This window comes from Konateibacter massiliensis (assembly GCF_900184995.1).
Taxonomy (GTDB): domain Bacteria; phylum Bacillota; class Clostridia; order Lachnospirales; family Lachnospiraceae; genus Lachnotalea; species Lachnotalea massiliensis.
The window spans coordinates 1,288,860-1,313,737 of the sequence record NZ_LT860099.1; the positions used below are offsets into that span (position 1 = coordinate 1,288,860).

The 24,878-nt window shown below is 40.4% G+C and carries 19 protein-coding genes and 1 other annotated feature; of the genes, 2 read left to right on the top strand and 17 right to left on the bottom strand.

The window, feature by feature from the left end:
- Window positions 1-29: 29 nt before the first annotated feature.
- The 6 genes from CTY48_RS11765 to CTY48_RS11790 form a co-directional block, all read right to left on the bottom strand.
- On the bottom strand, window positions 30-2,672 hold the full coding sequence (locus CTY48_RS11765) for a valine--tRNA ligase (protein ID WP_099468677.1): 2,643 nt from the start codon (window positions 2,670-2,672) through the stop codon (window positions 30-32).
- A 359-nt stretch (window positions 2,673-3,031) separates the two neighbouring features.
- Window positions 3,032-3,252: a binding site (T-box leader), on the bottom strand.
- Window positions 3,253-3,305: 53 nt separating this feature from the next.
- The gene (locus CTY48_RS11770; protein ID WP_099468678.1) at window positions 3,306-4,463 is read right to left on the bottom strand and encodes an ABC transporter permease; all 1,158 of its coding nucleotides are present in this window, start codon (window positions 4,461-4,463) and stop codon (window positions 3,306-3,308) included.
- Entirely contained in the window at window positions 4,450-5,586 is a 1,137-nt protein-coding gene (locus CTY48_RS11775; protein ID WP_099468679.1) for an ABC transporter permease, read from the bottom strand. Before CTY48_RS11775 ends, CTY48_RS11770 begins: the two co-directional genes overlap by 14 nt.
- 30 nt (window positions 5,587-5,616) lie before the next feature.
- Window positions 5,617-6,558 carry an ABC transporter ATP-binding protein gene (locus CTY48_RS11780; protein ID WP_099468680.1) on the bottom strand — a complete coding sequence of 314 codons (942 nt, stop codon included), beginning with the start codon at window positions 6,556-6,558 and terminating at the stop codon, window positions 5,617-5,619.
- A 318-nt stretch (window positions 6,559-6,876) separates the two neighbouring features.
- Window positions 6,877-7,506 carry a response regulator transcription factor gene (locus CTY48_RS11785; RefSeq protein WP_099468681.1) on the bottom strand — a complete coding sequence of 210 codons (630 nt, stop codon included), beginning with the start codon at window positions 7,504-7,506 and terminating at the stop codon, window positions 6,877-6,879.
- 4 nt (window positions 7,507-7,510) lie between these two features.
- Window positions 7,511-8,593 carry a sensor histidine kinase gene (locus tag CTY48_RS11790; protein WP_099468682.1) on the bottom strand — a complete coding sequence of 361 codons (1,083 nt, stop codon included), beginning with the start codon at window positions 8,591-8,593 and terminating at the stop codon, window positions 7,511-7,513.
- Window positions 8,594-8,739: 146 nt separating this feature from the next.
- Here CTY48_RS11790 and CTY48_RS11795 point away from each other — a divergent pair, with 146 nt between their 5' ends.
- Entirely contained in the window at window positions 8,740-9,072 is a 333-nt protein-coding gene (locus CTY48_RS11795; protein ID WP_099468683.1) for a hypothetical protein, read from the top strand.
- A 56-nt stretch (window positions 9,073-9,128) separates the two neighbouring features.
- Here CTY48_RS11795 and pdxR read toward each other — a convergent pair whose 3' ends face one another.
- The 5 genes from pdxR to CTY48_RS11820 form a co-directional block, all read right to left on the bottom strand.
- On the bottom strand, window positions 9,129-10,547 hold the full coding sequence (gene pdxR / locus CTY48_RS11800) for a MocR-like pyridoxine biosynthesis transcription factor PdxR (RefSeq protein ID WP_099468684.1): 1,419 nt from the start codon (window positions 10,545-10,547) through the stop codon (window positions 9,129-9,131).
- Window positions 10,548-10,783: 236 nt separating this feature from the next.
- A complete protein-coding gene (locus CTY48_RS11805; protein ID WP_099468685.1) occupies window positions 10,784-11,626 on the bottom strand; it encodes a DUF2225 domain-containing protein in 843 nt (280 codons plus the stop codon).
- A 15-nt stretch (window positions 11,627-11,641) separates the two neighbouring features.
- Window positions 11,642-13,303 carry a glutamine--tRNA ligase/YqeY domain fusion protein gene (locus tag CTY48_RS11810; protein WP_099468686.1) on the bottom strand — a complete coding sequence of 554 codons (1,662 nt, stop codon included), beginning with the start codon at window positions 13,301-13,303 and terminating at the stop codon, window positions 11,642-11,644.
- A gap of 141 nt (window positions 13,304-13,444) precedes the next feature.
- Window positions 13,445-14,923 (bottom strand): methyltransferase, encoded by a 1,479-nt coding sequence (locus CTY48_RS11815; RefSeq protein WP_099468687.1) that lies wholly within the window; start codon window positions 14,921-14,923, stop codon window positions 13,445-13,447.
- A gap of 318 nt (window positions 14,924-15,241) precedes the next feature.
- Window positions 15,242-16,693 carry a methyl-accepting chemotaxis protein gene (locus CTY48_RS11820; RefSeq protein WP_099468688.1) on the bottom strand — a complete coding sequence of 484 codons (1,452 nt, stop codon included), beginning with the start codon at window positions 16,691-16,693 and terminating at the stop codon, window positions 15,242-15,244.
- Window positions 16,694-16,870: 177 nt separating this feature from the next.
- Between CTY48_RS11820 and CTY48_RS19720 the strand changes: the two genes are divergently transcribed.
- Complete coding sequence (locus CTY48_RS19720; RefSeq protein WP_180272717.1) at window positions 16,871-17,047, top strand: DUF6774 domain-containing protein; 177 nt, start codon at window positions 16,871-16,873, stop codon at window positions 17,045-17,047.
- A gap of 164 nt (window positions 17,048-17,211) precedes the next feature.
- Here CTY48_RS19720 and CTY48_RS11825 read toward each other — a convergent pair whose 3' ends face one another.
- The 6 genes from CTY48_RS11825 to CTY48_RS11850 form a co-directional block, all read right to left on the bottom strand.
- Entirely contained in the window at window positions 17,212-18,078 is an 867-nt protein-coding gene (locus CTY48_RS11825; protein WP_099468689.1) for a YitT family protein, read from the bottom strand.
- Window positions 18,079-18,261: 183 nt separating this feature from the next.
- Entirely contained in the window at window positions 18,262-19,353 is a 1,092-nt protein-coding gene (locus CTY48_RS11830) for a dienelactone hydrolase family protein (RefSeq protein WP_099468690.1), read from the bottom strand.
- A gap of 171 nt (window positions 19,354-19,524) precedes the next feature.
- The gene (locus CTY48_RS11835; protein ID WP_099468691.1) at window positions 19,525-21,132 is read right to left on the bottom strand and encodes an extracellular solute-binding protein; all 1,608 of its coding nucleotides are present in this window, start codon (window positions 21,130-21,132) and stop codon (window positions 19,525-19,527) included.
- A gap of 83 nt (window positions 21,133-21,215) precedes the next feature.
- Window positions 21,216-22,148, bottom strand: coding sequence for a carbohydrate ABC transporter permease (locus CTY48_RS11840; RefSeq protein ID WP_236354906.1), 933 nt, complete (start codon window positions 22,146-22,148; stop codon window positions 21,216-21,218).
- A gap of 12 nt (window positions 22,149-22,160) precedes the next feature.
- Complete coding sequence (locus CTY48_RS11845) at window positions 22,161-23,120, bottom strand: ABC transporter permease (protein ID WP_099468692.1); 960 nt, start codon at window positions 23,118-23,120, stop codon at window positions 22,161-22,163.
- A gap of 264 nt (window positions 23,121-23,384) precedes the next feature.
- The gene (locus tag CTY48_RS11850; protein ID WP_099468693.1) at window positions 23,385-24,773 is read right to left on the bottom strand and encodes a helix-turn-helix domain-containing protein; all 1,389 of its coding nucleotides are present in this window, start codon (window positions 24,771-24,773) and stop codon (window positions 23,385-23,387) included.
- Window positions 24,774-24,878: the final 105 nt, after the last annotated feature.

The following is a 24,878-nucleotide window of genomic DNA, read 5'->3' on the forward strand; positions in this document are numbered from 1 at the left end:
TGCCACCTTTTGATTCACAAGCTAAACGCTTATTTTGCAAGCTGCTCTAAACGCAGCTTAACCTGCTCCATCATCTGGGTATATTTTATCAGTTTTTCTTTTTCTTCATTAATTTTTTCTTCCGGTGCCTTGCTCACAAAACGCTCGTTGCTAAGCATACCGTTTACTCTTGCAAGCTCTTTTCCAAGACGCTCTTCTTCCTTTTTCAGACGCTCCACTTCTTTTTCAATGTCTACCAGCTCTGCAAACGGCATATAAATCACCGCCTCCGGAATCACAGTAGATACCGCATCTTCGCTGATGCCTGTTTTATCGCTCTGAACAACTACCTCACTGGCATAGCCGAGGAATGCAAAGAATACCTTGCCTTTCTCAAAAACCGCTTTCAGTTCCTCGTTTTCAGAAACCACATAAACCTTTGCCTTCTTGCTCGGTGCAACATTCATCTCCGCACGGATATTTCGGATACCTCTTACGGCTGTCTTTATAATTTCAACCTCATTTTCCTCCGTCTCAAAGTTCCATTCCTCTTTGTATTCCGGCCAGGAAGAAATCATGATAGATTCTTCTTCGTCCTGAATGGTAACAAAGATTTCCTCCGTGATAAACGGCATATATGGGTGCAGAAGCTTTAAGGACTGAATGAGAACCGTACGAAGGGTCCAAAGTGCCGCCTTATTTGTCTCATCTTCTTCATTATATAACCTTGGCTTCACCATTTCAATATACCAATCACAAAATTCTTCCCAAATAAAATCATACAGCTTTTGTACCGCGATACCAAGCTCAAAGCGTTCCATGTTGGCAGTTACATCAAGTGCCAGCTTATTTGCCTTTGATAGAATCCACTTATCGGCACCGGTTAAAGTCGATAAATCAACGTCCTCCATCTTCGTGCTGTCCATATTCATCATGATAAAGCGGGACGCATTCCAAACCTTGTTGGCAAAGTTACGGCTCGACTCCACTCTCTCCCAGTAAAAACGCATATCGTTTCCAGGTGCATTTCCTGTCACGAGTGTAAATCGAAGTGCATCTGCACCATATTTGTCAATTACCTCCAGCGGATCAATTCCGTTTCCGAGAGATTTACTCATCTTACGCCCCTGTGAGTCTCTGATTAATCCGTGAATCAATACGGTATCAAATGGAGATTTTCCTGTGTGGGCATAGCCTGAAAATACCATTCGAATAACCCAGAAGAAAATGATATCATATCCGGTAACAAGTACGCTCGTCGGATAAAAATAGTCAAGCTCCTCTGTGTTTTCCGGCCAGCCAAGTGTTGAGAACGGCCATAATGCGGAACTAAACCATGTATCCAGTGTATCCTCATCCTGTGAAAAATGTGTGGCGCCGCATTTTGGACAGATATCCGGCATCTCTCTTGACACAATCACCTCGTGGCAGCTGTCGCAGTAGTAAGCCGGGATTCTATGTCCCCACCAAATCTGTCTGGAAATACACCAGTCTCTTATGTTTTCGAGCCAGTTTAAGTAAGTCTTGTCAAAACGCTCCGGTACAAACTCCAAATCTCCGGTCTTTAATGCTTCAATTGCAGGCTTTGCAAGATCTTCCATTTTCACAAACCATTGCTGCTTAATTAACGGCTCTACGGTCGTCTTACATCTGTCATGTGTTCCAACATTATGAGAATGATCCTCAATTTTTTCAAGCAAGCCCTGTTCCTTTAATTCGCTTACCATGAGCTTTCTCGCCTCATAACGGTCCATTCCTGCATATTTGCCGCCATTTTCGTTGATGGTAGCGTCATCATTTAAAATATTAATCTGAGGAAGATCGTGTCTTTTTCCTACTTCAAAGTCATTTGGGTCGTGTGCCGGTGTAATCTTTACAACACCTGTACCAAACTCCATATCTACATATTCATCTGCTATGACTGGAATTTCTTTATTTAATAACGGAAGAATTACCTTCTTTCCGATGATATTCTGATATCTTTTATCCTTTGGATTTACAGCTAAAGCGGTATCACCAAGCATCGTTTCCGGCCTCGTTGTCGCCACAATTACAAACTCGTCGCTTCCTGCAACCGGATATTTGATGTGCCAGAAATGTCCTGCCTGCTCCTCATGCTCTACCTCTGCATCGGAAATCGTCGTCTTACATACCGGACACCAGTTAATAATTCTTGCACCCTGATAAATATAGCCTTCCTCATACAGCTTTATAAATACCTCTTCCACTGCCTTTGAACAGCCCTCGTCCATTGTAAAACGCTCTCTGTCCCAATCGCAGGAGGAACCGATTTTCTTGAGCTGGGAGGTAATCGTTCCGCCGTACTCTTCCTTCCATTCCCATGTTCTCTTTAAAAAGCCTTCTCTTCCAAGCTCTTTCTTGTCAATGCCCTCTTCCTTGAGCTGGTTTGTCACCTTTACCTCTGTGGAAATCGCCGCATGATCCGTTCCCGGAATCCAAAGCGCATTGTATCCCTGCATTCTCTTGTAACGAATTAAAATATCCTGCATGGCATTGTCCAAGGCATGCCCCATATGAAGCTTACCTGTGATATTCGGAGGCGGCATCACAATCGTAAACGGCTTCTTGCTCCTGTCTACCTCTGCGTGAAAATATTTCTTATCCATCCAGTTCTTATATAACTTGCTCTCAATCCCCTGTGGGTCGTATGTCTTTTCGATATTTCTCTCCATAATTATTTCCTTTCCTGTGTAAGTTATTGGTGTGTATCAAGGTGTTTCTGTATTTTTCGCCGGATACCTACGGATTGTTACGCACTTCGTGCTCCCACAATCCTAAAAACGTGTGAGCTTGCTCACACGTTGCGCCCGAGCGGGTTGCAAAGCAACCACTTCCACTCCGCGAGGTGCGGATACCTACGGATTGTTACGCACTTCGTGCTCTCACAATCCTAAAAACATTCGAAATCCGCCCTGTTCGGGCTACTTTCTCATGTTTTGCGGGTCCCAACATCATGTGTTTTCATGCAAGCATGAAACACATGACCTTTTGACCCTGGTATCCAGTCATATAAAAAACGCCCTTTGCATTCGCAAAGGACGTAATAACCGTGGTACCACCTTAATTCATATACTTTTCTTCGTATATCTCTCTTATCCTGTAACGCAGATAACGCGTGACTGCTTACTACAATGTTCAGCCGCCCGGTTCAAAAGCTACCTTCGGAAAACTTCTCTTAAAACAACCTTCCAGCCGATGGGTCATTCTCTCTTGTAAGTCCGTCAACCTACTCCTCTTTCTCAAAACCTTTTCTTATATAGCTTCTATCATAGTTTAGAGTTTTCCTTTTGTCAAGATTTTTATTCTTATTTTTTACCCTCCGCCTTCAATTTAGTTCCCGCTAACGCAATGGCGAATATCGCCACGGCAAAAAGTAACTGTATGCCAATGCTCTTTTGAATTTCATTCATCACGGACGGATTGTTAATCCCATCTTGTATTTTCTCTATTGCGTTGATATACCAATATGTCGGCAGGAACCTTGAAAAGCTTACTATCGTATCTCCCAGAAGTTCTCTTGATACAAAAATTCCTCCAAGAAAGCTCATACCAAGCCCTAAAACATTGGTTACCATATTCAGTACATTCTGGTTAGAGGTAAAAATACTGACCATATAGCCTAAGCCTGTTGCAATAAGAAGAAAAACAATACAATTTTCGATATATACCAGCGCCTTGCCAAAATCTATATACTTTCCATACAAGGTAAATGCCATAATCATAAACAGTAGGAAGATAAGAAATACTACCATAAAACTTCCCAATATTATCTGCGCATTTCTTTTCCTAAGAGGCAGGGCAGAGCATAAATTTCTGTCATCAATTTCTTTTGTGTGAAAGACCATAAAAATAGGTCCAAGCCCCATAATAACAACACAAATAAAAATATATGCCAAATATCGGAAATAGAAATATTCCGGCGTTTTTTCCACACTGGTCCCTTCATTTAGGAAATTAATTTTACTTTCATAAGACAAATCATCTTGGGTAAGCATAGCTGCTTCCTTCTCATCTATCCCTGCCCCAGCATAGGCTGCAAGAGTATTGATATACTGCTCTACCTGAAGATCAATATACATACCGCTATAGGAGGCAGGCAGCTTTACCGTTTCACATAATTCCTTGATTTCCCCTGCTGCGATTTTACTTGTAAAATCCTTCGGGATAAATAAAATATATTTCACATTTCGATAGTACAGGGCATCCTGCAAAACCTCTTCATCATTTCCAAGGTCCTTTACATTGTGTATCGTGCCAAGATAAGTTTTCAGCTCGCCGCCGAGTCTGCCTGTATCTTCATTTATAACGGCAATACTCTCCTTGCTTTTTGAAAATTCACTAACCTCTGTTTTACTTCCGGCGCTTGACAGGAAAAAGGAAAGTGCAAGAAATATAATAACATACATTGACAGCCCCGGTAATGTCTGTCTAAATATTTTCATAAATGCTTTAAATACTTGCATAACGTTCCCTCCTAATTGCCAAAAAGCTTCCAACACACAAAATTGCTGCTATGACAAGCATGCTGATAATATTTTGTCGATAACGGTCATAGGTGTTGTAAATGTCCAGACTGTAAAGAGCATCCACAATAAGTGCCGCAGGATTGATACGATTTATGATAGGAGCATTCTGCTCTACAATATCCTTCATATTTCCCATCATAAGTCCGCTCAAAAAACATTCCGTCATGGTTACGCTCAGCATGACAGCCATTTTCCCTCCCATCGAGCCTTTTCCTACACTTCCGATAAATGTTCCGGTTGCAATACCGATAATTCCCCCTACAAGAACCGTTAGGATTAAATAAGGCATATTGTATCCGATGTCAACTTTCAGCACATAGATCAAATAAAAAACAGTCACCAGCGTGCATAAAAACTGTCCGATAATAAGAGCCGTAAAGTCTCCTAAAATCATTTTCATCTTATTTTCCGGAGAAGAAATCCTCCTTGCGCCAAGTGCAGATAAATTTGCTTTCAAATCAATCGCAGTGCTCATTCCTGAAAAACAGCCATATAGACAGCTCATAGCAATCAATGCATAAAAGTATGACATCATTGGGTCACTTACATGGTCTGTGAAGCTTGTTTCCTTTACTACACTAACATCCGCAGTCACAAGCTCTATTGCTCTCTCCAGCTTATCCGGTGAAGTCATTGCAATGTTTGTAATTGTCTCTTTTGTCTGTCCATACTTATTTAAAAAGCTGCTTAGTATGCTTTCATTTAGCCCCTCTCCATTTACCGTCAGAGTAATTTCCTTTCCATTGTAGATGATGCCCGCTATTTCCTTTTGGAAAAGCAGCTCCTTGGCTTCCTCTTCCTCCTCCGTCATAATATGAATAAGCGGTGTGTCACCTTCTTTTTCAAGTTCGTTTATAATCTTACCAAACTCTTCGTCTGCCCCCTCCGCCGTAATATACGCGATATCAATGGTTTGAAACGCCTCATCCTTCTGCGTAATATTCCCAAAACTGATATAAAACAGCGTTCCGAGAATAAGGGGAAATGCCAGACACCAAAATAATTCATCTTTTGTGCGAAATAATTTTAATAATCTATATTTTACTAATTGAATAAACATAATATCCTCCTCTTTCTATTTATACGCCGCCTAGTCCCTCAACTCTTTTCCGGTAATTTCTAAAAATACGTCGTTTAACGTAGGAAGCTCTGCGTAAACCCTTCCGAACGGAATTTGATTTTCCTGCATATAATCCAGAATGCGGATTAAATTATGTTTTCCTCTGCTGCATTTGATATGCAGCTTGTTTTCCACATAATCAACCTGATACACATGGTTAATCTGCCTGATTTCCTCCAGGTGCTTTTCCTCCAGTGAAAGTACTTCTATATTGATGGTCTCACCTGTCTTAATCATCAATTTCAGTTCTTCCTTTGTCCCGATTGCCAAATTTTTTCCCTTATCCATAATTGCAATTCTGCTGCAAATCTGCTCTACCTCATCCATATAGTGAGAGGTATAAATAATTGTGGCTCCCTGCCGATTCAGCTCCATGATACCCTCCAATATTTTATTTCGACTCTGGGGATCAACGGCAACCGTCGGTTCGTCCAGAATAATCAGCTTGGGCTTATGGGCAATTCCGCAGGCGATATTGAGCCTTCGAAGCAATCCTCCCGAGAGCTTTTTCGGATAAAATTTGCGAAAGTCTGCAAGCCCTACAAATTCAATTGCCTCCTCCACATATTCTCTTCTTTTCTTTTTATCACTGACGTACAGTCCGCAGAAATAGTCAATGTTCTCATATACGGTTAATTCATTAAAAACAGCTACATTCTGAAACACAATTCCGATATCACGCTTTAAATTATATTTATTCGGCTCCATTTTTTCGCCAAACACCTCAATGCTTCCCTTATCAAAGCTCAGCAATGCCAAAATGCAGTTGATTGCCGTAGTTTTTCCTGAGCCGTTTGGCCCAAGAAGTCCAAATATTTCGCCCTCCTCAATCTCCAGACTGAAATGGTCGAGTGCTACAAGTTCACTGTATCGTTTTACCAAATTTTCTATTTTTATTACCGGTGCTGCCATTGAAATCCTCCTCATCTTAAATCCCTTTTGGTTTCTTGTATCTCTATCATAATACGTTTGCGCTTGCAGGGTAAGTGAACGCAATCACTGATTTATGTGACAAATGTAATAAATTGTTCCCTCCTATATTCATATACTGAATGCATATAACCATTTTCAGGGAGTGTCGCACTGTCATGTTAGTGCGACACTCCCTGAAATCTTACTGCAAAATTTAATTCTGATAATATAAACTATCGGAAGAAAACCAAGCACGAGCGAAGCGAGTATTTGGTTTTACCCTATAGTTTAGCGACAAAACGAAGTTTTGGAGCATTATCAGAAGTGTTTTTGATTCTGATAATAAAACACTGCAAGCTGTGTCCGGTCTCTTAAATTAAGTTTATCCAATATATTGCTTAGATAGTTTCGAACCGTTCCCTCGCTTAAGAAGAGTTCCTCGGCTATCTCCTTATTGCTCAGCCCTCTCGCAACTGCCTGAATGATTTCATATTCCTTGTCGGATATGCCAAAAACAGAATAGTCTTTTTTGGGGGAACTGTTTAATAAATTCGGAATTTTTAATACAATTTCATTTCCAAATACACTTTGCCCGCTGAAAACTGCCTTGACCGCCGGGAGTATACTCTCAAAATCCTGTTTTAATATGTAGCCCTTTGCGCCGATATGCAATGCCTGAATAATATATTCGTCGTCCAAAAAGGTAGTCAAAAACAAAATCTTCGCTTCTCTATGCTTTTTAATGATTTCTTTCGCCGCCTCAATTCCCGTCATAGTGTCCATGCGGATATCCATCAAAAGTACATCCGGCTTATGCTTTTCAAACAGCTCAATTGCTTCGGCACCGTTTTTTCCCATCTCCAGCACTTCCACTTCGCCGCCTGACTCCAATATAGTTTTTAGTGACAGCGTCACAAGCTTATCATCATCTACAATTACAACCTTCACCCTTTTACCCCTCCTGTTTTTCTTTCGTTTTCGGTATTGAGACAAATATTTTAAAACCTTTAGCGTCCTCTTCCATTGAGATATTTCCGTTCAGGCTCATCACTCTTGCGTTCATATTTTCCAATCCCATTCCGCCCTCTTTTTTCTTTGTCTTGCCGCTTCCGTTATCCTTGATAAGCAACTGATAAAAAACCGGATGCTCCCTCACCCCGATATCAATCCTGTCCGCATCGCTATGCTTGGCGGTGTTGGTCAATGCTTCCTTTATAATCATGATAAAGCAATATTTTATCTCCTTTGGTACAAAGCCTGACATATCGTAGTCAAACTTTATTTTATAATCAGGAAACTCCTCCGTCAGACTCTTTATACTCGCCTGCAAATCAATGGAGTCCTCATGCAAACCATGGACGCTTTCCCTGATGCTGTTCATCGCCATATTAAGTGTATCCTTTAGAGACAATAAGCTCTCGGACAGCATCTCATCCTTGCAGACTGCCAGCAGGGCGCCTACCTGCAAAAGAGATCTTGAAAGCATATGTCCCACATTATCATGAATTTCCCTCGCAATGCGGTTTCGCTCTTTCAGCATAGCCAGATGAATCTCATAATCCTGGTTTTCAATCAGCATTTTATTTTTATTGCTCAGGTACAAATTTAATTCCTGACTGGTATCCCGAAGCCGTTTATACTCCTCTTGAAGCTTTGTATGCCGCTTTGTCCGATACTGCATAATGACGGCAAGCACAATACCCAGTACATTAATTCCGATATGAAAAACGTCATTGCCAGACCAGTAGGGAATCAATATAAAAAATGCCGCTGCCGCCAGATATTTTAACTGAAAAAAGGTAACATCATAAAGAAGCAGCGGAAGAAAAATGCAAAAAAGTGGATTAGCGATACAAAAGGTACCATATAAAATAAATAAGAAAGAGGTCACCTTAGATGATTTAAAATAGTAGCACAGGGCGCTGATAGAAATTGCAATCAATATGCTGATTACAGTATCAGTATTAACAGGTATAAAAGCCAAGGAAAAGCAGCATATTAAAAACAAAATTATTTTATCCGCGATGACAGCCATTTTCGCCTCCTAGATACGCACGTACGACATGTTATGAAGCAATTATATTACAAGTGAATTATATTTACAAGAAAGGAAAAATAGCTTTCTTTTTTCAAAAAAATGGATTACAATAGAAAGTAGCACTTATGAAAGGAGATATAACCATGGCAAACAAAAAAATAGGTAAATTATTAGCTTTCACAGCTATTGCAGGTGCCGCTATTGCTGCTGGAATCGCTTACTTCAAACATAAAAGTAATTCTGAGTTCTATGATGATGATTTCGATGACTTAGATGACGACTTTGACGATGATGAGGATTTTGACTTCCCGCTTCCTGCAGAAAACGAAGAAAAAACTATAAAAAGGGAGTATGTATCTCTTAATTTAGACAAAGAAGCTGAAAGCCCATCAGAAAACGCTGCGGCAGAAAACGTACAAGAAGAAGCTTCCCCAGCAAATGAAGAAGAGACTGTGAAGGCAGCAGGCGCTGAATAAAAGGCTCTTTAAACATATGTATAAATTCCTATGATAATAAAAAGTGTGAGCTTTGCTCACACTTCTTTCCATGCCTCTTTTACACGTCTTACCGCTTCCTCTATCTCTTCTTCCGTTATACTGGCATAGCCTAATATAATGGTTGTGACGTCCTCAAACAGAGCAGTATTTCCAATTTTGCCGTCTGAAATATAATAGTCAGACAAGCCATATACCTTCACGCCCTGCGCTTTCGCTTTTTCTATGAGCGTTTCTTCTTTTATCTTCTTCGGGAAATGAACCAAAATATGAACACCTGCATTTTCTCCCGAGATACCCACAATATTTTTCATAGTTTTCAATTCATTCAGCAAAATATCATGCTTTACCTTGTATATTGCACGCATTTTATTTAAATGGCGCTCATAATAGCCCTCATTGATAAAATGGTCAACTATTGTTTGGTCAATTCGCGATACAGTGGAGGCATAAAAACCTTTTTCATAATAACTCTGCATCAATGCCTTGGGAAGCACCATGTAGCTTACACGGATGGCAGGTGCTATCGATTTGGAAAAGGTTCCAATATAAATCACCTTGTCATTCGGATCATAGCCTTGCAGGCACGGAATCGGTTTTCCTTTGTAGCGGAATTCACTGTCGTAGTCGTCCTCAATAATATAGCGCTTCTCTTCCTTGAGTGCCCAGTTTAAAAGCTCCATTCTGCGCTTAATCGGCATGACAATTCCAAGCGGAAACTGGTGCGAGGGCATTACATAGGCAATATTGGAATCCGACTGTTCCAGTTCTTTCACGCTCATCCCGTCCTTATCCACCGCAATGCTGTTGACTTTGTAATTTAGATTTAAAAAAGTCTTATACGCCTGCTTATAGGTGGGATTTTCCATCGCAATTACATGATTCTTACCAAGTATCTGGCTTAAAATCATAAGCAAATAGTCATTTCCGGCTCCCAGAATAACCTGACTCGCCAGACAGTTCACCCCGCGCGCCTGATGAAGATAGGTGCTTATCGTTTCTCTTAAATTTGGCTCACCAAGCGGAAAACCTAGCTGAAACAGTTCTCTGTTGTCCTCCAGCAATGCATTTTTCGTAATTTTTCTCCATGTATTATAAGGAAAATTCTCCAAATCAATTCCGTTCGGAGAAAAATCAAACTCTGACGCAGACTTTTCCGGCATCGCATAATCGTCTGTATCCTTCTTGTTGCTTATTTGATACAGACCTTCTATTTGACATACAAAATAACCCTTGCACGGTACAGACTGAATATATCCTTCCGAGACAAGCTGCTCATATGCCAAATCCACAGTGCTCCTGCTTATTTGAAGATTTTTTGCCAACAGTCTTGTGGAGGGCAGCTTGGCATTAAAGGGCAAAGCTCCTGTCTGGATCTCCGTCTTGATGTAATCATATATCTGTTCATACAAGGGCTTTTGTCCCTTTCCGTTTAATTCAATCATCAATTCGTACATGGCTTCCTCCTCGCATACATCAAAGCATCTCCTTATTATCGTTCAGAGCCACATCTCGAAAACACTACGTGTTTTCGAGATGTGACGTATCCGCCAAATAAATTTGATAAAGAGTATGCTTAGGAATGCGAGCATTCTACACATACTCTTTATCAAATTTACTTGGCTCTGAACAGTTACAAATAAGGAAAGCAAAATAATCTTGCTTTCCTTACATAGAACACTGCTCGTGACAGTTATTCTGCCTTTTTCTTTAAAATCATATCCTTCAAATCACGCGCCTTATCCTTTAGGTTGTTCTTTGCAATTCTGGACGTGATAACGTTGGATACCATTCTGGATGCCATATCATACTGCTTGCTCTCATATGCCAGTGCGGCTAATAAGTAATCCATGGTAGACTCATCCATACCGCACATCGGGAATTCTTCCTTGGCTACAGCTCCCATAAAGCCTTCATAAGCATTCTTGATGAATTCATCTTCCTCTGCCAATAACTGCTCTGAAAGTTCCTTGTAGTTTGGAAGCGTTTCATCCAACTCTTCTCTCTGAGCACGTAACAACCAGCTTATTTTCAAACAGATATATGCCTTTTCACTTGCTCTGCATTTTTTTACAATGGCATTTACAAGTGCAAGCTTGTGCATTTCAATTGCTTCCTCATAATTGATAACGCCCTCTTCCTCACCTGTTGACTTAAAGTTTCTACTGATTTTTTCTCTGATTAGAGCTGACTGTGCTCCTGTGATTGCATTAAAATATCTTGTCACAGCCGTATATCCGCAGTGTGAGCAGGATACGATATCATATTTCAACGGGTCAATTCCCTGATATCTCGCTCTTAAATCAAAGTCGGTTCCCACGAGTCTTGCCTTACCGGTACGAACAGTCTTGGATTTAAAATCCTTATCACAAACAGGGCAATGATGAGTCTTATCAAAAAGCAAATCCTCTTCGGTTACCTCTTTTGCTGCTGTACGTTGTTTACCTGCCTCCGGCTTTTTTTCTTCTTCAAAAAGCTTCTCGTCCTCTAAATCCCCTAAACCAAACTTAGCCAAACCTGACAATAAATTTGCCATTCTTTTGTCCTCCTCTTAATTAATTTTGAATGAACTCTTCAAAGACACAATTCTATTAAACACTAAATTTTCCGGAGTCGAATCTTTTGCATCGATACAGAAAAAACCATTTCTTACAAATTGGTAGCTGTCATAAGCCTTTGCACCTTCAAAACTTGGTTCTACATAACAATTTTTTAATATAGTAAGCGAATTCGGATTTACGTTAATACTTCCGTCTTCGTTGTAAACTCCTGCTTCCTCATCTACGATATTCTCATATAAGCGCACTTCACAGTTTACTGCCTGAGTCGCTGATACCCAGTGAATGGTTCCCTTTACCTTTCTGCCTTCAAAGCCGGAACCGCTTCTCGTCTCAGGGTCATACGTGCAATGTACCTCTGTGATATTGCCCTCGCTATCCTTGACAAAGCTTTCACATTTGACAAAATATGCATTCATCAAACGCACTTCATTTCCTGGGAACAGTCTGAAATATTTCTTCGGAGGTTCCTCCATGAAATCTTCTCTCTCGATATACAGCTCTCTTCCAAACGGAACTTTTCTTGTTCCGAGTGCCTCATTTTCCATGTTGTTAGCAACATCAAAATATTCAATCTGATCTTCCGGATAATTATCAATAATAAGCTTAATCGGGTCTAAAACTGCCATCATTCTAGGCTTTTTCAGCTTCAAATCCTCTCTCACGCAATACTCTAACATTGCATAGTCCACAGAGCTGTTTGCCTTGGAAATGCCGCATAAATCTACAAACATTTTGATTGATTCCGGTGTGAAACCTCTTCTTCTAAGTGCCGCAATCGAAACAAGGCGCGGGTCATCCCAGCCATCCACAATTCCATCCTCAACAAGCTTTTTAATGTATCTTTTGCCTGTCACAACATTGGTCAGGTAGAGCTTCGCAAACTCAATCTGTTTTGGCGGATTCTTGTATTCTAATTCTCTGACAACCCAGTCATATAAAGGTCTGTGATCTTCAAATTCCAGTGTACAGATAGAATGGGTAATTCCCTCGATGGCATCCTCAATCGGATGTGCAAAATCATACATCGGATAAATGCACCATTTATCTCCTGTATTGTGATGTGACATATGGGCAACGCGGTAAAGAATCGGATCACGCATGTTGATGTTCGGAGAAGCCATATCGATTTTGGCCCTCAATACCCTTTCTCCATCGGCATACTTATCATTCTTCATCCCCTCAAACAGCTCTAGGTTCTCTTCCACTGAACGATTTCTGTATGGGCTGTCCTTTCCCGGTGCGGTAAGTGTTCCTCTATATTCTCTGATTTCCTCCGGTGTCAAATCGCAGACATAGGCTTTTCCCTTTTTAATCAGCTTGACAGCCGCTTCATACATCTGGTCAAAATAGTTGGACGCAAAAAACAGCCTGTCCTCCCAGTCTGCCCCAAGCCACATGATATCCGCCTTGATTGACTCCACAAACTCCGTCTTTTCCTTGGTCGGATTGGTATCATCAAATCTCATATTAAACTGTCCGTTGTACTTTTGTGCCAATCCATAGTTCAATAAAATAGACTTTGCATGTCCTATATGAAGATATCCATTCGGCTCCGGCGGAAAACGTGTCCGAACCGTATCGTAATATCCTTCTTCTAAATCTTTCTCAATTATCTGTTCAATAAAATTTTTGGAAACTACCGCTTCTTCCATTTTTGCTCCTCCTAGTGCATGCCTGCTGCCAGTTTATATCGGAATAAATGGCAGACAAAAAGGCTTATATTATTAATCATATCATATATTTTTGGAATATTAAAGCATTTCATACCTAAATGCGACTTATTTCCCACGTGGCTAAATTTTCAATACAATCACATAGGTTCCTTCTTTTTGGGATATCTCAAACGACTGCTCCAACCGGAAACCGTTTTGCTTTGCTTCCACAATGACAGTATCCTTGTCGTGGGAATATAGGATGATGACACCGTCCTCCTTCAAGTGCTCCTTCACCTTGACAAAGAACCTCTGATAGAGTGCTTCCACATCCTCCTGTGTCGTCCTTCCTATCTGGAACGGCATATTCGTGATGACTTCATCAAACAGGTACTCATGTTTAAATTCAAAGAAATCCCTGTTGATATAATGGGCAATCTGGTATGCCTCCTTCGTATTGTCTCTCGCCCCGAGTATGGCTTCCTCCAAAATGTCCAAACCGTACATCGTATTCGCCTTCACCCTCTTATGACGCTCAATGAGCATCGTTCCCACACCGCAAAACGGGTCTAACACAGAGGCATCCGGCTTCAAATAATCCTTTGCAAGCTCCGCTGTCAACGCAGCATTGACCGGCTTTATACTTGTTGCAATCACATTTTTCCGGTAAATGAAACGCTCATCCGGTACCGTAAATAGCTTAACCAAAAGATTGAAATTGCCTTCTTTATTCTGTATCGCCCTTATCTCAAACTCATATTGGGAAGTGTTGTTTCGCAGCTTTCGCTCAGTCAAAAGCTCAAGCTCCTGCGAAAGTTTTTTTGCAAACTCACTCTTTTTGTCAAGCTCCTGTTTGCTTTTTACCTCCACTCTGAAATAAAAAGGTGCCTCTCCCTTGTGCCTTTTTGTAAGAAATTCCAGCAAGCTCGAATTTGCAATAAGTTTTGCTGCTGCCGCCGCATCCGCCTTGCAAGACTTCATGTCGGGAAGCATAAACAAAAGCTCCTGATAAGTCCTGATTTCCAGAATTCGCTTTAATTCTCTTGTCTGAAGTATAACTCCCGCATTAAATTCCTTTGCCTTTATTCCTTCCAGTTGATTCAAGGTGGCTTCCACGTAATTACGGTTTGTCAACAAAACAAGCTGTGATTCCTCCTCATAGCCTGTAAATGTGTGATGCTTTATCTCCTCAAATTGGGACAATATTTTCGATAATTCCCTTAGTTCCTCTAATATGTGTTTTTTATTCTCTTTAGACATTTCTTCCTTTAAAAGAACGTCCTGTCTCTCCTTTAACTCCTTTACATAGCTGCTACAATCCAGCTTTCCAATCGCATTCAAATAAGAGCTTTTAATGAATAATTTATCCTCTGCGATATAGCTCTCATAAAGAGGCTTTAGCGCCTGCTCAATCTCGAGGTCGCCAAGAAGAAGGGCTGCATTTTTTCTGGTCTTTGCATCCTCGTGCTTTAACAGCTCAGTGAGAAGCTCATACTGATTCCCAAGCTTATATTGAAGGGAGCGCTTCTTCATCTTATCCTTTATCTCTTTTCTAAGTTCACTCAAGCTATTTCTTATATCGGTCTGACTTTTTATTTTTTCCAATAATTCGTCTATCATATTCTCTCCATTGTTTTTTATACACGCCTCGCGGAGTGGAAGCAGTTGCTGCGCAACCCGCCCGAGCGCGGAGAATGCCCTTTACACATTCTTCTGTTCTTTGTGCCACTTTGTATAAATAGGGTTGCCGTAAAACAAAGCCATGTTGGCTTTTCTTACGACAACCCTTATGATACCACAAATACTAAGTTCGTGAAATACCTCACTAAGAATTTGGGTATATGTCTTGCTAGGCTCGAAAACACCTCGCCAAGCGCGAGCAATAATACCACAAATACTAAGCTTGTAAAATACCTCACTAAGAATTTGGGTATATACTTAATTTGCGTATTTTTTCAGGTCTTCTGCCAATAGGTAGATAGCATCCAGTACCTTTGTTACCTGTTTCATCTCTTCCACTGCGTCCTGTGATGTTTTAACACCTTCTGTTGAGGATGCCGCAACCTCCTCACTTGTTGAGGATAGCTGTGTGATATTGTCTGCGATAACGCCTGTGGATGTCAAAATCTTTTTAATAATCGTCTCCGTATTGTGAATGGTTGCTGTCAGCTCATTTACTTCCTGATCAATCAATTCAAATTTGCTCTTCGTAATGTCAATCATTTCATTCTGCTTGCCAACTGATGACGCGGAATGCTCAATGCTGTCCGTTGCCTTCTTCGCATCCTCAATCAATTGCTCAATAATACGTGTAATCTGATTGGATGCCTCTTTGGTCTGCTCGGAAAGCTGTCTTATCTCATCCGCTACCACCGCGAAGCCTTTTCCTGCCTCTCCGGCTCTTGCCGCCTCAATAGAAGCATTCAGTGCAAGAAGATTTGTCTGGCTGGAAATATTTAAAATAGCTCCGATGATATTTTTAACCTCATCCACTTTAAGGGTCAGCTGTTTGGTTGCTTCCACGGTCACCTTACTTGCCTCTTCCACGTTAGTTGCCTGTTCCTTTAAGCCTCTGACAAGCTTGGCACCTTCTGATACATTTTCCTTGGTAAGGTTAGATGCTTCTATCATCTTCCGTGTTTCTTTCTCTGCCGTATCCGTGTTGTCTCTGATTTCAGAACACATAACAGCCTGTCTCTGTATCGCATCTGCCGTGCTCTCTGTACTCTCTGCAATATTGTCCATTGCAAAATGATTGCTGTCAATACCGTTTCTCAGTGTTTCCAGCATTCCCTTCGCCTTCTCAAAATGTTCGCTGATATTGTCTGCTACAATACACATGCTGTCTGCAATCTTTTTCTGTTCCTTTGCCGCTTCGCCGAGACTTTCCATATTTTCTTCGTTGAACTTCTGAAGCAGGTTGGCAATCGCATAAGAACAGTATGCGATAATAATAAGTATAACCAAAATAATCGCATAATCTATATAATCTTCGCCCATCACAAGACTTCGGATTACTCTTACCAAATTTGCAAGAAGGATTACTGAATTTCCTCCGATCACATATCGTTTATTCAAGTACACCATGGATGCAAATAAAAACGGATATCCGTAAATATACTGCATTTTATCAACTCCGACAACCATGGTTACAAAATAAGCAGCTGCTACGCTTACCATCATAACGGTCGCGCAATTTTTTGTATCCTTTTTCAATATAAAGAATATAATATTAATTATCAATGCCAGAAAAATCGCCGCACTCTGAATGATTAATTTGATGCCTCCGTCCTGTGCAACCATTGCCACATAACTGAACATCATTAAAAGTGCAATTACAATTACTGGAAATACGGCTTTATTCGCCCTTTCATATTGTTGTTTTGTCATAATATTCCCTTCCTATCTCCCTTATTCTCTACTTTTTATTTGTTCTAACAAATATTCTTATATAATACCATATTTCAACATTTTTTAAAATATTTATATTTGATAAATTTTATTCTTTTTTCCTGCAAACGGTAAAGCCACAGGGCAATCAGAATATATTATAGAGAGGTGAGTATAGTGGATGAATGCGAGTTCGTTACATTTATTAGCTTAATAGCCTGCAGTATGGCTAAATGCTATACAGAAGAGGAAATAGGGCTGTTTGCCGCGGCTTTTAACCAGCTTGGAGATACTCTGGAGACATTACTGGCTAAGCGGGAATTGTGCAGCAGCAAGAAGGCAGACATTACTTAAAAAAGTGTGAGCAAAGCTCACACTTCGCGCCCGAGCGGGTTGCGCAGCAACAACTTCTACTCCGCGAGGTGCGCATAAATAGTTTTTTATACCATAGGAAGTTCGGAGAACTTTCCTATGGTATAAAAAAGTGTGGGCTCTGCCCACACTTTGTGCTTTTCTTTTTAATGTATTGCTCGCTTTCTCTCCGTTCCGCCCATTACATCAGACACATCATTGATTGTGACAAATGCGTTTCTATCCTTGTCATCAATGATTGAGCGAATCTTGGATATTTCCAGTCGTGTTACCACAGAATAGAGAATGGTCTTCTTTTCCTTGGAGTAACCGCCCTGCCCTTCCAAGAATGTAACACTTCTTCCCAAGCGGTCTCGAATGGCATCTGCCACTTCATCGCCCCTATCTGTCACAATCATAACTGCTTTTGCCTCATCGAAGCCGTCGATGATAACATCCATCGCCTTATGTGCTACAAAATATGTAAGCATGGAGTAAAGTGCTCTATCCCAGCCAAGTACAAGTGCCGCACCGGAAAAGATAAATATATTGAAAAACATAACAACCTGACCAATTGAAAGAGATGCACCCTTGCATATGATAATTGCTACGATTTCCGTTCCGTCTAAGGAACCTCCGTAGCGAAGAATTAAGCCGATTCCGGCACCAAGTATAATTCCTCCGAATATAGTAGCTAACAATGTGTCGCTTGTGAAACCCGGTATAGGGTGGAAAATCAACGTAAAGATTGAAAATACAGCATTTGAATATAAAGAGGTTATCACAAATGTCTTTCCGATTTGTTTATAACCAAGAGCCAAAAAAGGAAGGTTCAATATAAATGTAAAAACACCAAGAGGAATACCTGTAAGATAATGGGCTATAATCGAGATACCGACGACTCCGCCGTCAATAATATTATTCGGTATCAAAAACAGCTCAAGCCCTACAGCCGCAATCAGACACCCGACAAGAATTAGGACATATTTTTTGACAGTTCTAAATGTAATCTTATTCTGTTTGTTTTCTTTCATCAAATCTCTCCAGACTTTGTTTCATTGCCGCTTCCGCAGCAATCTTCCATAACATAAATACCTCCGACTTATCTTATTCTATCAAATTCTTAGTATGTATGCATAACAGCAGTTTCATATCTATTATTATAAAACAAGAAAAAGAATCAATCAATAATTGTCAATTAATTAATTTTAAAAATTTTATGTCCTGCTGCTATCCAATTTTGTAAATCCCTCCAAAACTGCATGATGAAAGGAATGTCCGCCTTCTCTCACATCGTGTATCATCTGTCCCTCTTTGTTCAATACACAGTACGCTTGCTTCATAATCTCAAGTTGTTCCCTGACATTTTCCAAGCCTCTTTTACCGTTTAAATGATCTTCCTTGCAAGACTGAATGATAACAGGCCGCGGGGCAAGCATTGCTGCAATATCCCCCATATCCACATATTCCCAAAGATGAGGCACATAGTTACAGCTGCAATTTCCGTTTAATTCTAAAAGTGAATCCTTATAACCATACAGATAACCGCTGATTAAAGACTTTCCAATTCTGTCATCCAAGGCAGAAAGCCACAGTGTCAATAAGCCGCCTCCCGAAAAACCTACACAGCCGACCTTATCACTTTTCCATTCTCCGCGCGTTTCAATATAGTTTAGCAGGCACATCATATCCCACACATTCATGCCGATGACAGTCTGCCCCAGCGGCTCCGCCATATGTGCAAGATGAAAACAGCTTCCGCTCACAAATGACATATCATCATCCGATTGCAGCGCTTCCTCTCTCCTCTCGCCAAAGCCCCTGATGTCAGGGCAGAGCGTTACATAGCCAAGTCTCGCAAGCCTTAATCCGTAATCGTAGTCAAACTGCTCAATCCTCTCTGCCACAGCCGGAATCTCTGCACAGCCCGCAATTGAGTATTTGCCGGCTCCCGTATGTCCCGGCAGGGCAAGGCAGTAGGAAATCTGATCCTCATTTTTCTCGTCCGGTATCAGAATGAAAATAGGCATATAAACCCCCGGCTCTACCTGTATGATTACTTTCTCGCGCGTGATACCCTCTTCCGGTTGAATGATTTCTACGGTTCTTGCTTCCAAGTCACAGCTTTCCATTTTATCCAAGCCAATCAGTTTTTTTAAAAGTTCTCGTGTATTTGCCTTCCAGCTTTCGAATTCTTCCTGTGTTTTACCCGTAAATTTACTTTTTCTTCCCTCGTCAAACTTCTTTTTTAAATGTTCTATGCTTGTGTAATATTGTTCTATTTTTATCGTATTTCCTGTCCCTTCCATCCCTGCGCTCCTTTTCGTCTGATGACTACCGACTGTAACACTCCCATTTCTTAAGTGAGGAGGATAACTTCCATCTGAATTAAATTTTATTTTATAACAACAAGTTGGAACCGCCATTTGGCAGCTCCAACTTTTCTATTTGTCATGTTTGTATGTGATATTTGTTGCTTTTTATTTCAGCGCATCCTGATATCTGTCATACTGCTCTTGCTTAATTTTAATGATATCATCTACATGCATGGTTGTAAGAGTGGATAAGTAGCTGTCAAAATCATCTAAGCTTGTATTGCCTGAGATAAATGCTACCGCCATCTGATCTACATAGGTCTGAATATCAACCAAGTACTGAGAAAGTACGATTGACTCCTCCTGAGTTGCATATATCTGCGGCCAAGGTGATTTTGTCATCGTAGCAAGCTCTGTATCAATGTCTACATGCCACTGAGGAAGTAATACATTGGTTGCTTCAATGCTGTTGTGGTATGGCATTGGAGGTGGGTTGATACCTAACTGCTGTAACCATAAGTTATCGTCTAATGCTTTTTCTGTGAAGGCTTTTGTTCCGTCATCTGCAACCGTATAGCTCTCGCCTTCAATTCCCCATGAATATAATTCCTGGCATTCCTCGCTCATTGCAAAGTCTAAGAATTTTAATGCAAGGCTCTGATTTTTACTGTCTGTTGTTACACCAAAAATACCTTTTACTGCATTCAGTCCGATGTATGCTCCTTCATAGTCTCCTGAAAGCGGAGCGCCACCAACTACGATACCGGTCTCGCCGTCATAGTCTGGGAATTGTGCACTGTATAACTGGGACATCTGCCAGCTGTAATCAAACGTAACACCTGTTGTGTTCTGCGCAAATCTCTCTGTAATCTGGTCACGAGTCAAGGAAGTATATTCCATTTCCAATAAACCTTCTTCATACAAATCATGTAAGAAGCTTAAATATGCTTTGTAGTTCTCACTCTCTGCATAAGAATAATGTACAACACCCTGCTCGTCTTCATAGAAGCCATCCTGTAAATTAAGACCAAAAGCAGGTCCAAGCATATAAGGAAGGTTCGCAGCGGTAACACTCATCGGAATTTCATCTGTGGTGTCTCCGTTGTCGTTCATATCGTTGTCACGGAATGCTTTCAGCATTGTAACAAACTCATCTAAAGTTTTCGGCTGCTCCATGTTTAATTTATCCAGCCATTTCTGGTTAAACATAATAACCGGCAAATAGTTGTCTGTAAGACCTACAATCGGTACATAGTAGATATGTCCGTCTGTTGCGGTAAGGGAGGCCTTAATTTCCGGATTTGCATCCAAAAATGCTTTGTAGTTTGGCATCAGATCAAAGTGCTCATCAAGCGGCTCAAATAAAGCGGATTTGATATAAGCGGAGTTTGGATCTAAGTCCGGCAAATATACGATATCCTGTAAATCAGTACCGGAAGCCAGCATAGGGCTTACTGCATCTAAGTAGGTCGTTGGATCAATCATTGTCCAGTCCACATCAACGCCGGCTCTTTTTTCTACCTCTTTGATGATAAGAGCGTCATCACTTGTCAGGTCTACCGTAGAATACCATGAGTTTGTTGCCAAGATGCTGAGCGTTGCATCCTCTTTGTCCGTAATCGGACCTGTACCTGTGTAATTGTAGCTATCTGCTGTTTCCGTTGCTTCCCCGCCGTTACTGCTGCTTTCCTTGCTGCTTCCACATCCGATTAAAGCGGTTGCGGTCAAAGAAAGTGTAAGTGCTAAAGCGGTTAATTGTTTTACCTTCTTCATAAATAAATCCTCCTAGATTTTTTTATTTTATTAAAATCATCGGACATTTGCCCTTAGATTATAATACACATAATAGTTCTTGGCTACTCTTTTACCGCCCCAAGCATCGTGCCCTTTACCAAATATTTTTGTAGGAACGGGCAAATTGCAAGAATTGGCAGTGTCGCGATTACGATACAGACATATCTGATTTTCAGGGTTGACTGCGCTGCTGCGGCTGCCCCGGTTGCTCCGGCGGACTGTAATATTTCCGTGGAAGCAAGTATCAGTGTTTTTCTCAAATACATCTGAAGCGGCTGTAATTCTGTTTTTCCAAGATAAAGCATTGCATTGAAGAAATCGTTGTATCTTGCCACCGCATAGTATAAAGTAAGAACGGCTAAAGTCGGTTTTATAAGCGGGATTGCAATTCTCCATAATATCTGGAAATCATTAGCTCCCTCCAAGGACGCATTTTCAAATAAATCCTCCGGAATTGCCTCCATAGCCGAACGGCAAATCATAACATTGTAGGTGCTCAGCAGAAACGGAATAATCATAGCAAGTCTGCTGTTGTACAGGCCCAGTCCTGTTACTACCATGTAACCCGGTATCAAACCGCCGCTGAAATACATGGTAAATGCAATAAAAAAGTTCAGCTTCCTTCTCATAAAAAACTGTCTTCTTGACAGCGGATATGCTGCAAGGCAGGTAAAAGCGATGTTGCAAAAGGTTCCGACTATTGTATAGAAAAACGTGTTGCCGTAGGAAACCCAGAGTTGCTTGTTCTGCATGACAATGCCATAGGTTGATAAATCAAAGCCTACCGGCCACAGCATAACCTCGCCCTTTGACACTGCTGTTCCGGAGCTGATGGAAATACTGATTACATAGAGGAACGGGTATAAAGTGATGCATACCGCCAGTATGACAAGTATCCATACAATAACGTCAAATACTTTATCTCCAAATCCTTCATTTCGAAATTCACTCATGAATTTCTTTTTCTTTACTGTTTGTATTGTTTGACTTTTCATGAATACTCCTTTTTACCAAATTGATGTTTCATTGAATTTACGGCTGAATGAATTTGATATACTTACAATCGTAAATCCGACTAAAGAGTTGAACAAACCAACGGCTGTCGCGTAGCTGAAGTTTTTATTTTCAATACCCTGTCTGTATACATAGGTTGAAATAACGTCTGCCGTATCATAAACGGAAGGATTATACATCAGGTATACTTTTTCAAAGCCAACACTCAATAAGCTTCCCAAGGACATGATAAGCAGCAGAATAATCGTAGGCTTAATCATCGGCAGTACGAGATGCCATATCTGCTCTCTCTTGTTTGCACCGTCAACTCTCATCGCCTCGTAAAGATCAGGAGAAATTCCCATAATCGCTGCCACGAATATAATAGAGTTAAAACCGAAGGTCTGCCATGAACCGGAAGCTACATACAAGGTTCTGAACCAGCTTGGTGTATTCATAAAATTAATCTGCTCACCGCCCAGCTTTACAATAATCTGGTTGATAATACCGGTGGAGGGTGATAAGAAGTTTGTCAGCATACCTACTACTACTACGGTTGAAATAAAATATGGAAGGTAGGTAATAAGCTGGGCGCTTCTTTGTACGTGTTTATTCTTAATTTGTGTAATACAGATGGCAAATATAATCGGTATCGGGAATCCAAATATTAGAGAATAAAAGGACAGTAAAAAAGTATTCCGTATCAGCTGCCATGCAAATGCCGAGGTAAAGAACTGATAAAACCATTTCAGCCCCACCCAGTCTCCTGTATAAATTCCAAGCAAGCCCTGCCCCGGTTTAAAATCCTGAAAGGACATTACAAGACCTGTCATTGGTAAGTAGCAAAATAATAAGTAATAAATTGCTACCGGAAGAAACATAAGAAGCAGATACTTATCTCTCTTTACATTCTTTTTTAATAACTGTCGTTTTTCTGCTTTTGACAGTTTTACAACATTGCTTTTTTTTAACATTCTTTTCTTATCACTCCTTGTCATATTTCAGGACTATCAAAATGCTGTTTCGTTTTCGTCTTGTGCACTTTGTCCTAATCCTTCCCAAATCCGTGACTTTATTGTACTACTTGCACATTTATTAAAAAAGGTTCACTTTTTTCTATGGTTCATTTCGGGAAACAGCACTATTACTGGGCTTTTAACGCAAAAAAAGACTGAAAAGAATGCTTCATTTTTTACCAAGCTAATTCTTTCAGTCTTTCTTGAACTCTTTATGATTTACTATTTACGATAGTCACTCGGGTTCATTCCCATTATGGATTTGAAGTTTCTTCGGAAGGTCAGCATGTTACTGTAGCCACTCATTCCTGCTATCTGCTCCAACGAGAAATCGGTTGTCTGAAGCAGATGACTTGCATATTCAATTCTTTTGTCCTGAATATATTGCAAGTAGGTTGAACCTAAATAATTCTTGCACATCAATGAAATATATTTGTTGCTCACACCAAATAATTCGCCAATATGCGCAAGAGAGATATCTGCATTTTTGAAATTTTGGTTGATATAGTCAATGATGTCTTGGTTCAATTTCTCTATATCCTGATTCGGTGTCACCAAATCTTCAAGCTGATTGCAGATCGTCTCGTAAATTACATAATAATAGCGGAAAATTTCTTCCAACGTCACATTGCTTTCCATCTTGTCAATCTGAATCTGCGTTGTGCTAAGGGATGTATTTGTCTTTAAGGCATTTAACGTGACAATATGAAGTTCATCCACCAAAAGCCTGATGGTTCTTGGCGAGGAGTCATATTTGTCCATATTGTTTTTGTATATTTCATCCAGAAAATCCCGTAAATCTGCAAGATTTCTGTCCTTTAATGCCTTTGCAACACGCCTTGTTGCCTCCTTCGGAAAATAGTATTCCTTTTTGTCCTGAGTATAAGAATTTTCATAAAAATAAATGGCATTTCTGCCGCCTGTCAGCATATTATCCAAGGCATCCATCGCCTCCTGACAAGCTGCTTTCAGCGCATTCATATTGTCCTGAATTTTGCTGACACCAAACGTAATCATAAAACTCTCATCATCAATTTCTTTTAAAATTGCGTTGTGAAGCAGGAATATTTTGTTTTCCAATTCCTCCTCTTCTTCACTGTTTATAATGAGGAACAAATTCTTGCTGTCCTTAATATAGCAAAGTATTTGCGTTTCCTCTGTTGATAGATTTGCGCAAACATTTTGAATAATATCAACAATATCCACATAATGGATATCTCTGATCTGGTTTTCTCCCTGATAATCAATATTTGCAAGTATTAGCTCAAAATACGGTTTCTTCAAGTCAATAAAGTTATTGTCACTTAAAATCTCGAGCCGCTCCTGCTCCATATTGCCGTTTAGGATACCATGAAGCATTCCCTGCCTTGCATAAGGAGAAATGGTGACCATCTTCTCACGATAACCGTTTCTCTCACCGATTAAATTTTGAATCTCATCAATAATCTGGTCAAACTCATCGCCTTCTGTTCTGGAAGGCGGCATGATACTTACGATATTGTTAATCGGGGAATAGTACCGTTTTGACATCGTATAAGCAGAGAAAATAAATATCATACTGGTGATAATGATAAAGCCTATTCCGATATAGACGGAAGGCTCAATTCCCATTTTAAATTCATCCTTGCTGATATAAATATTATAAACCAGATTTCTGTCTACATCGGAATTGCTGGAAAATAAAACCCCTCCCTCGTCACCTGACCGGATGATATC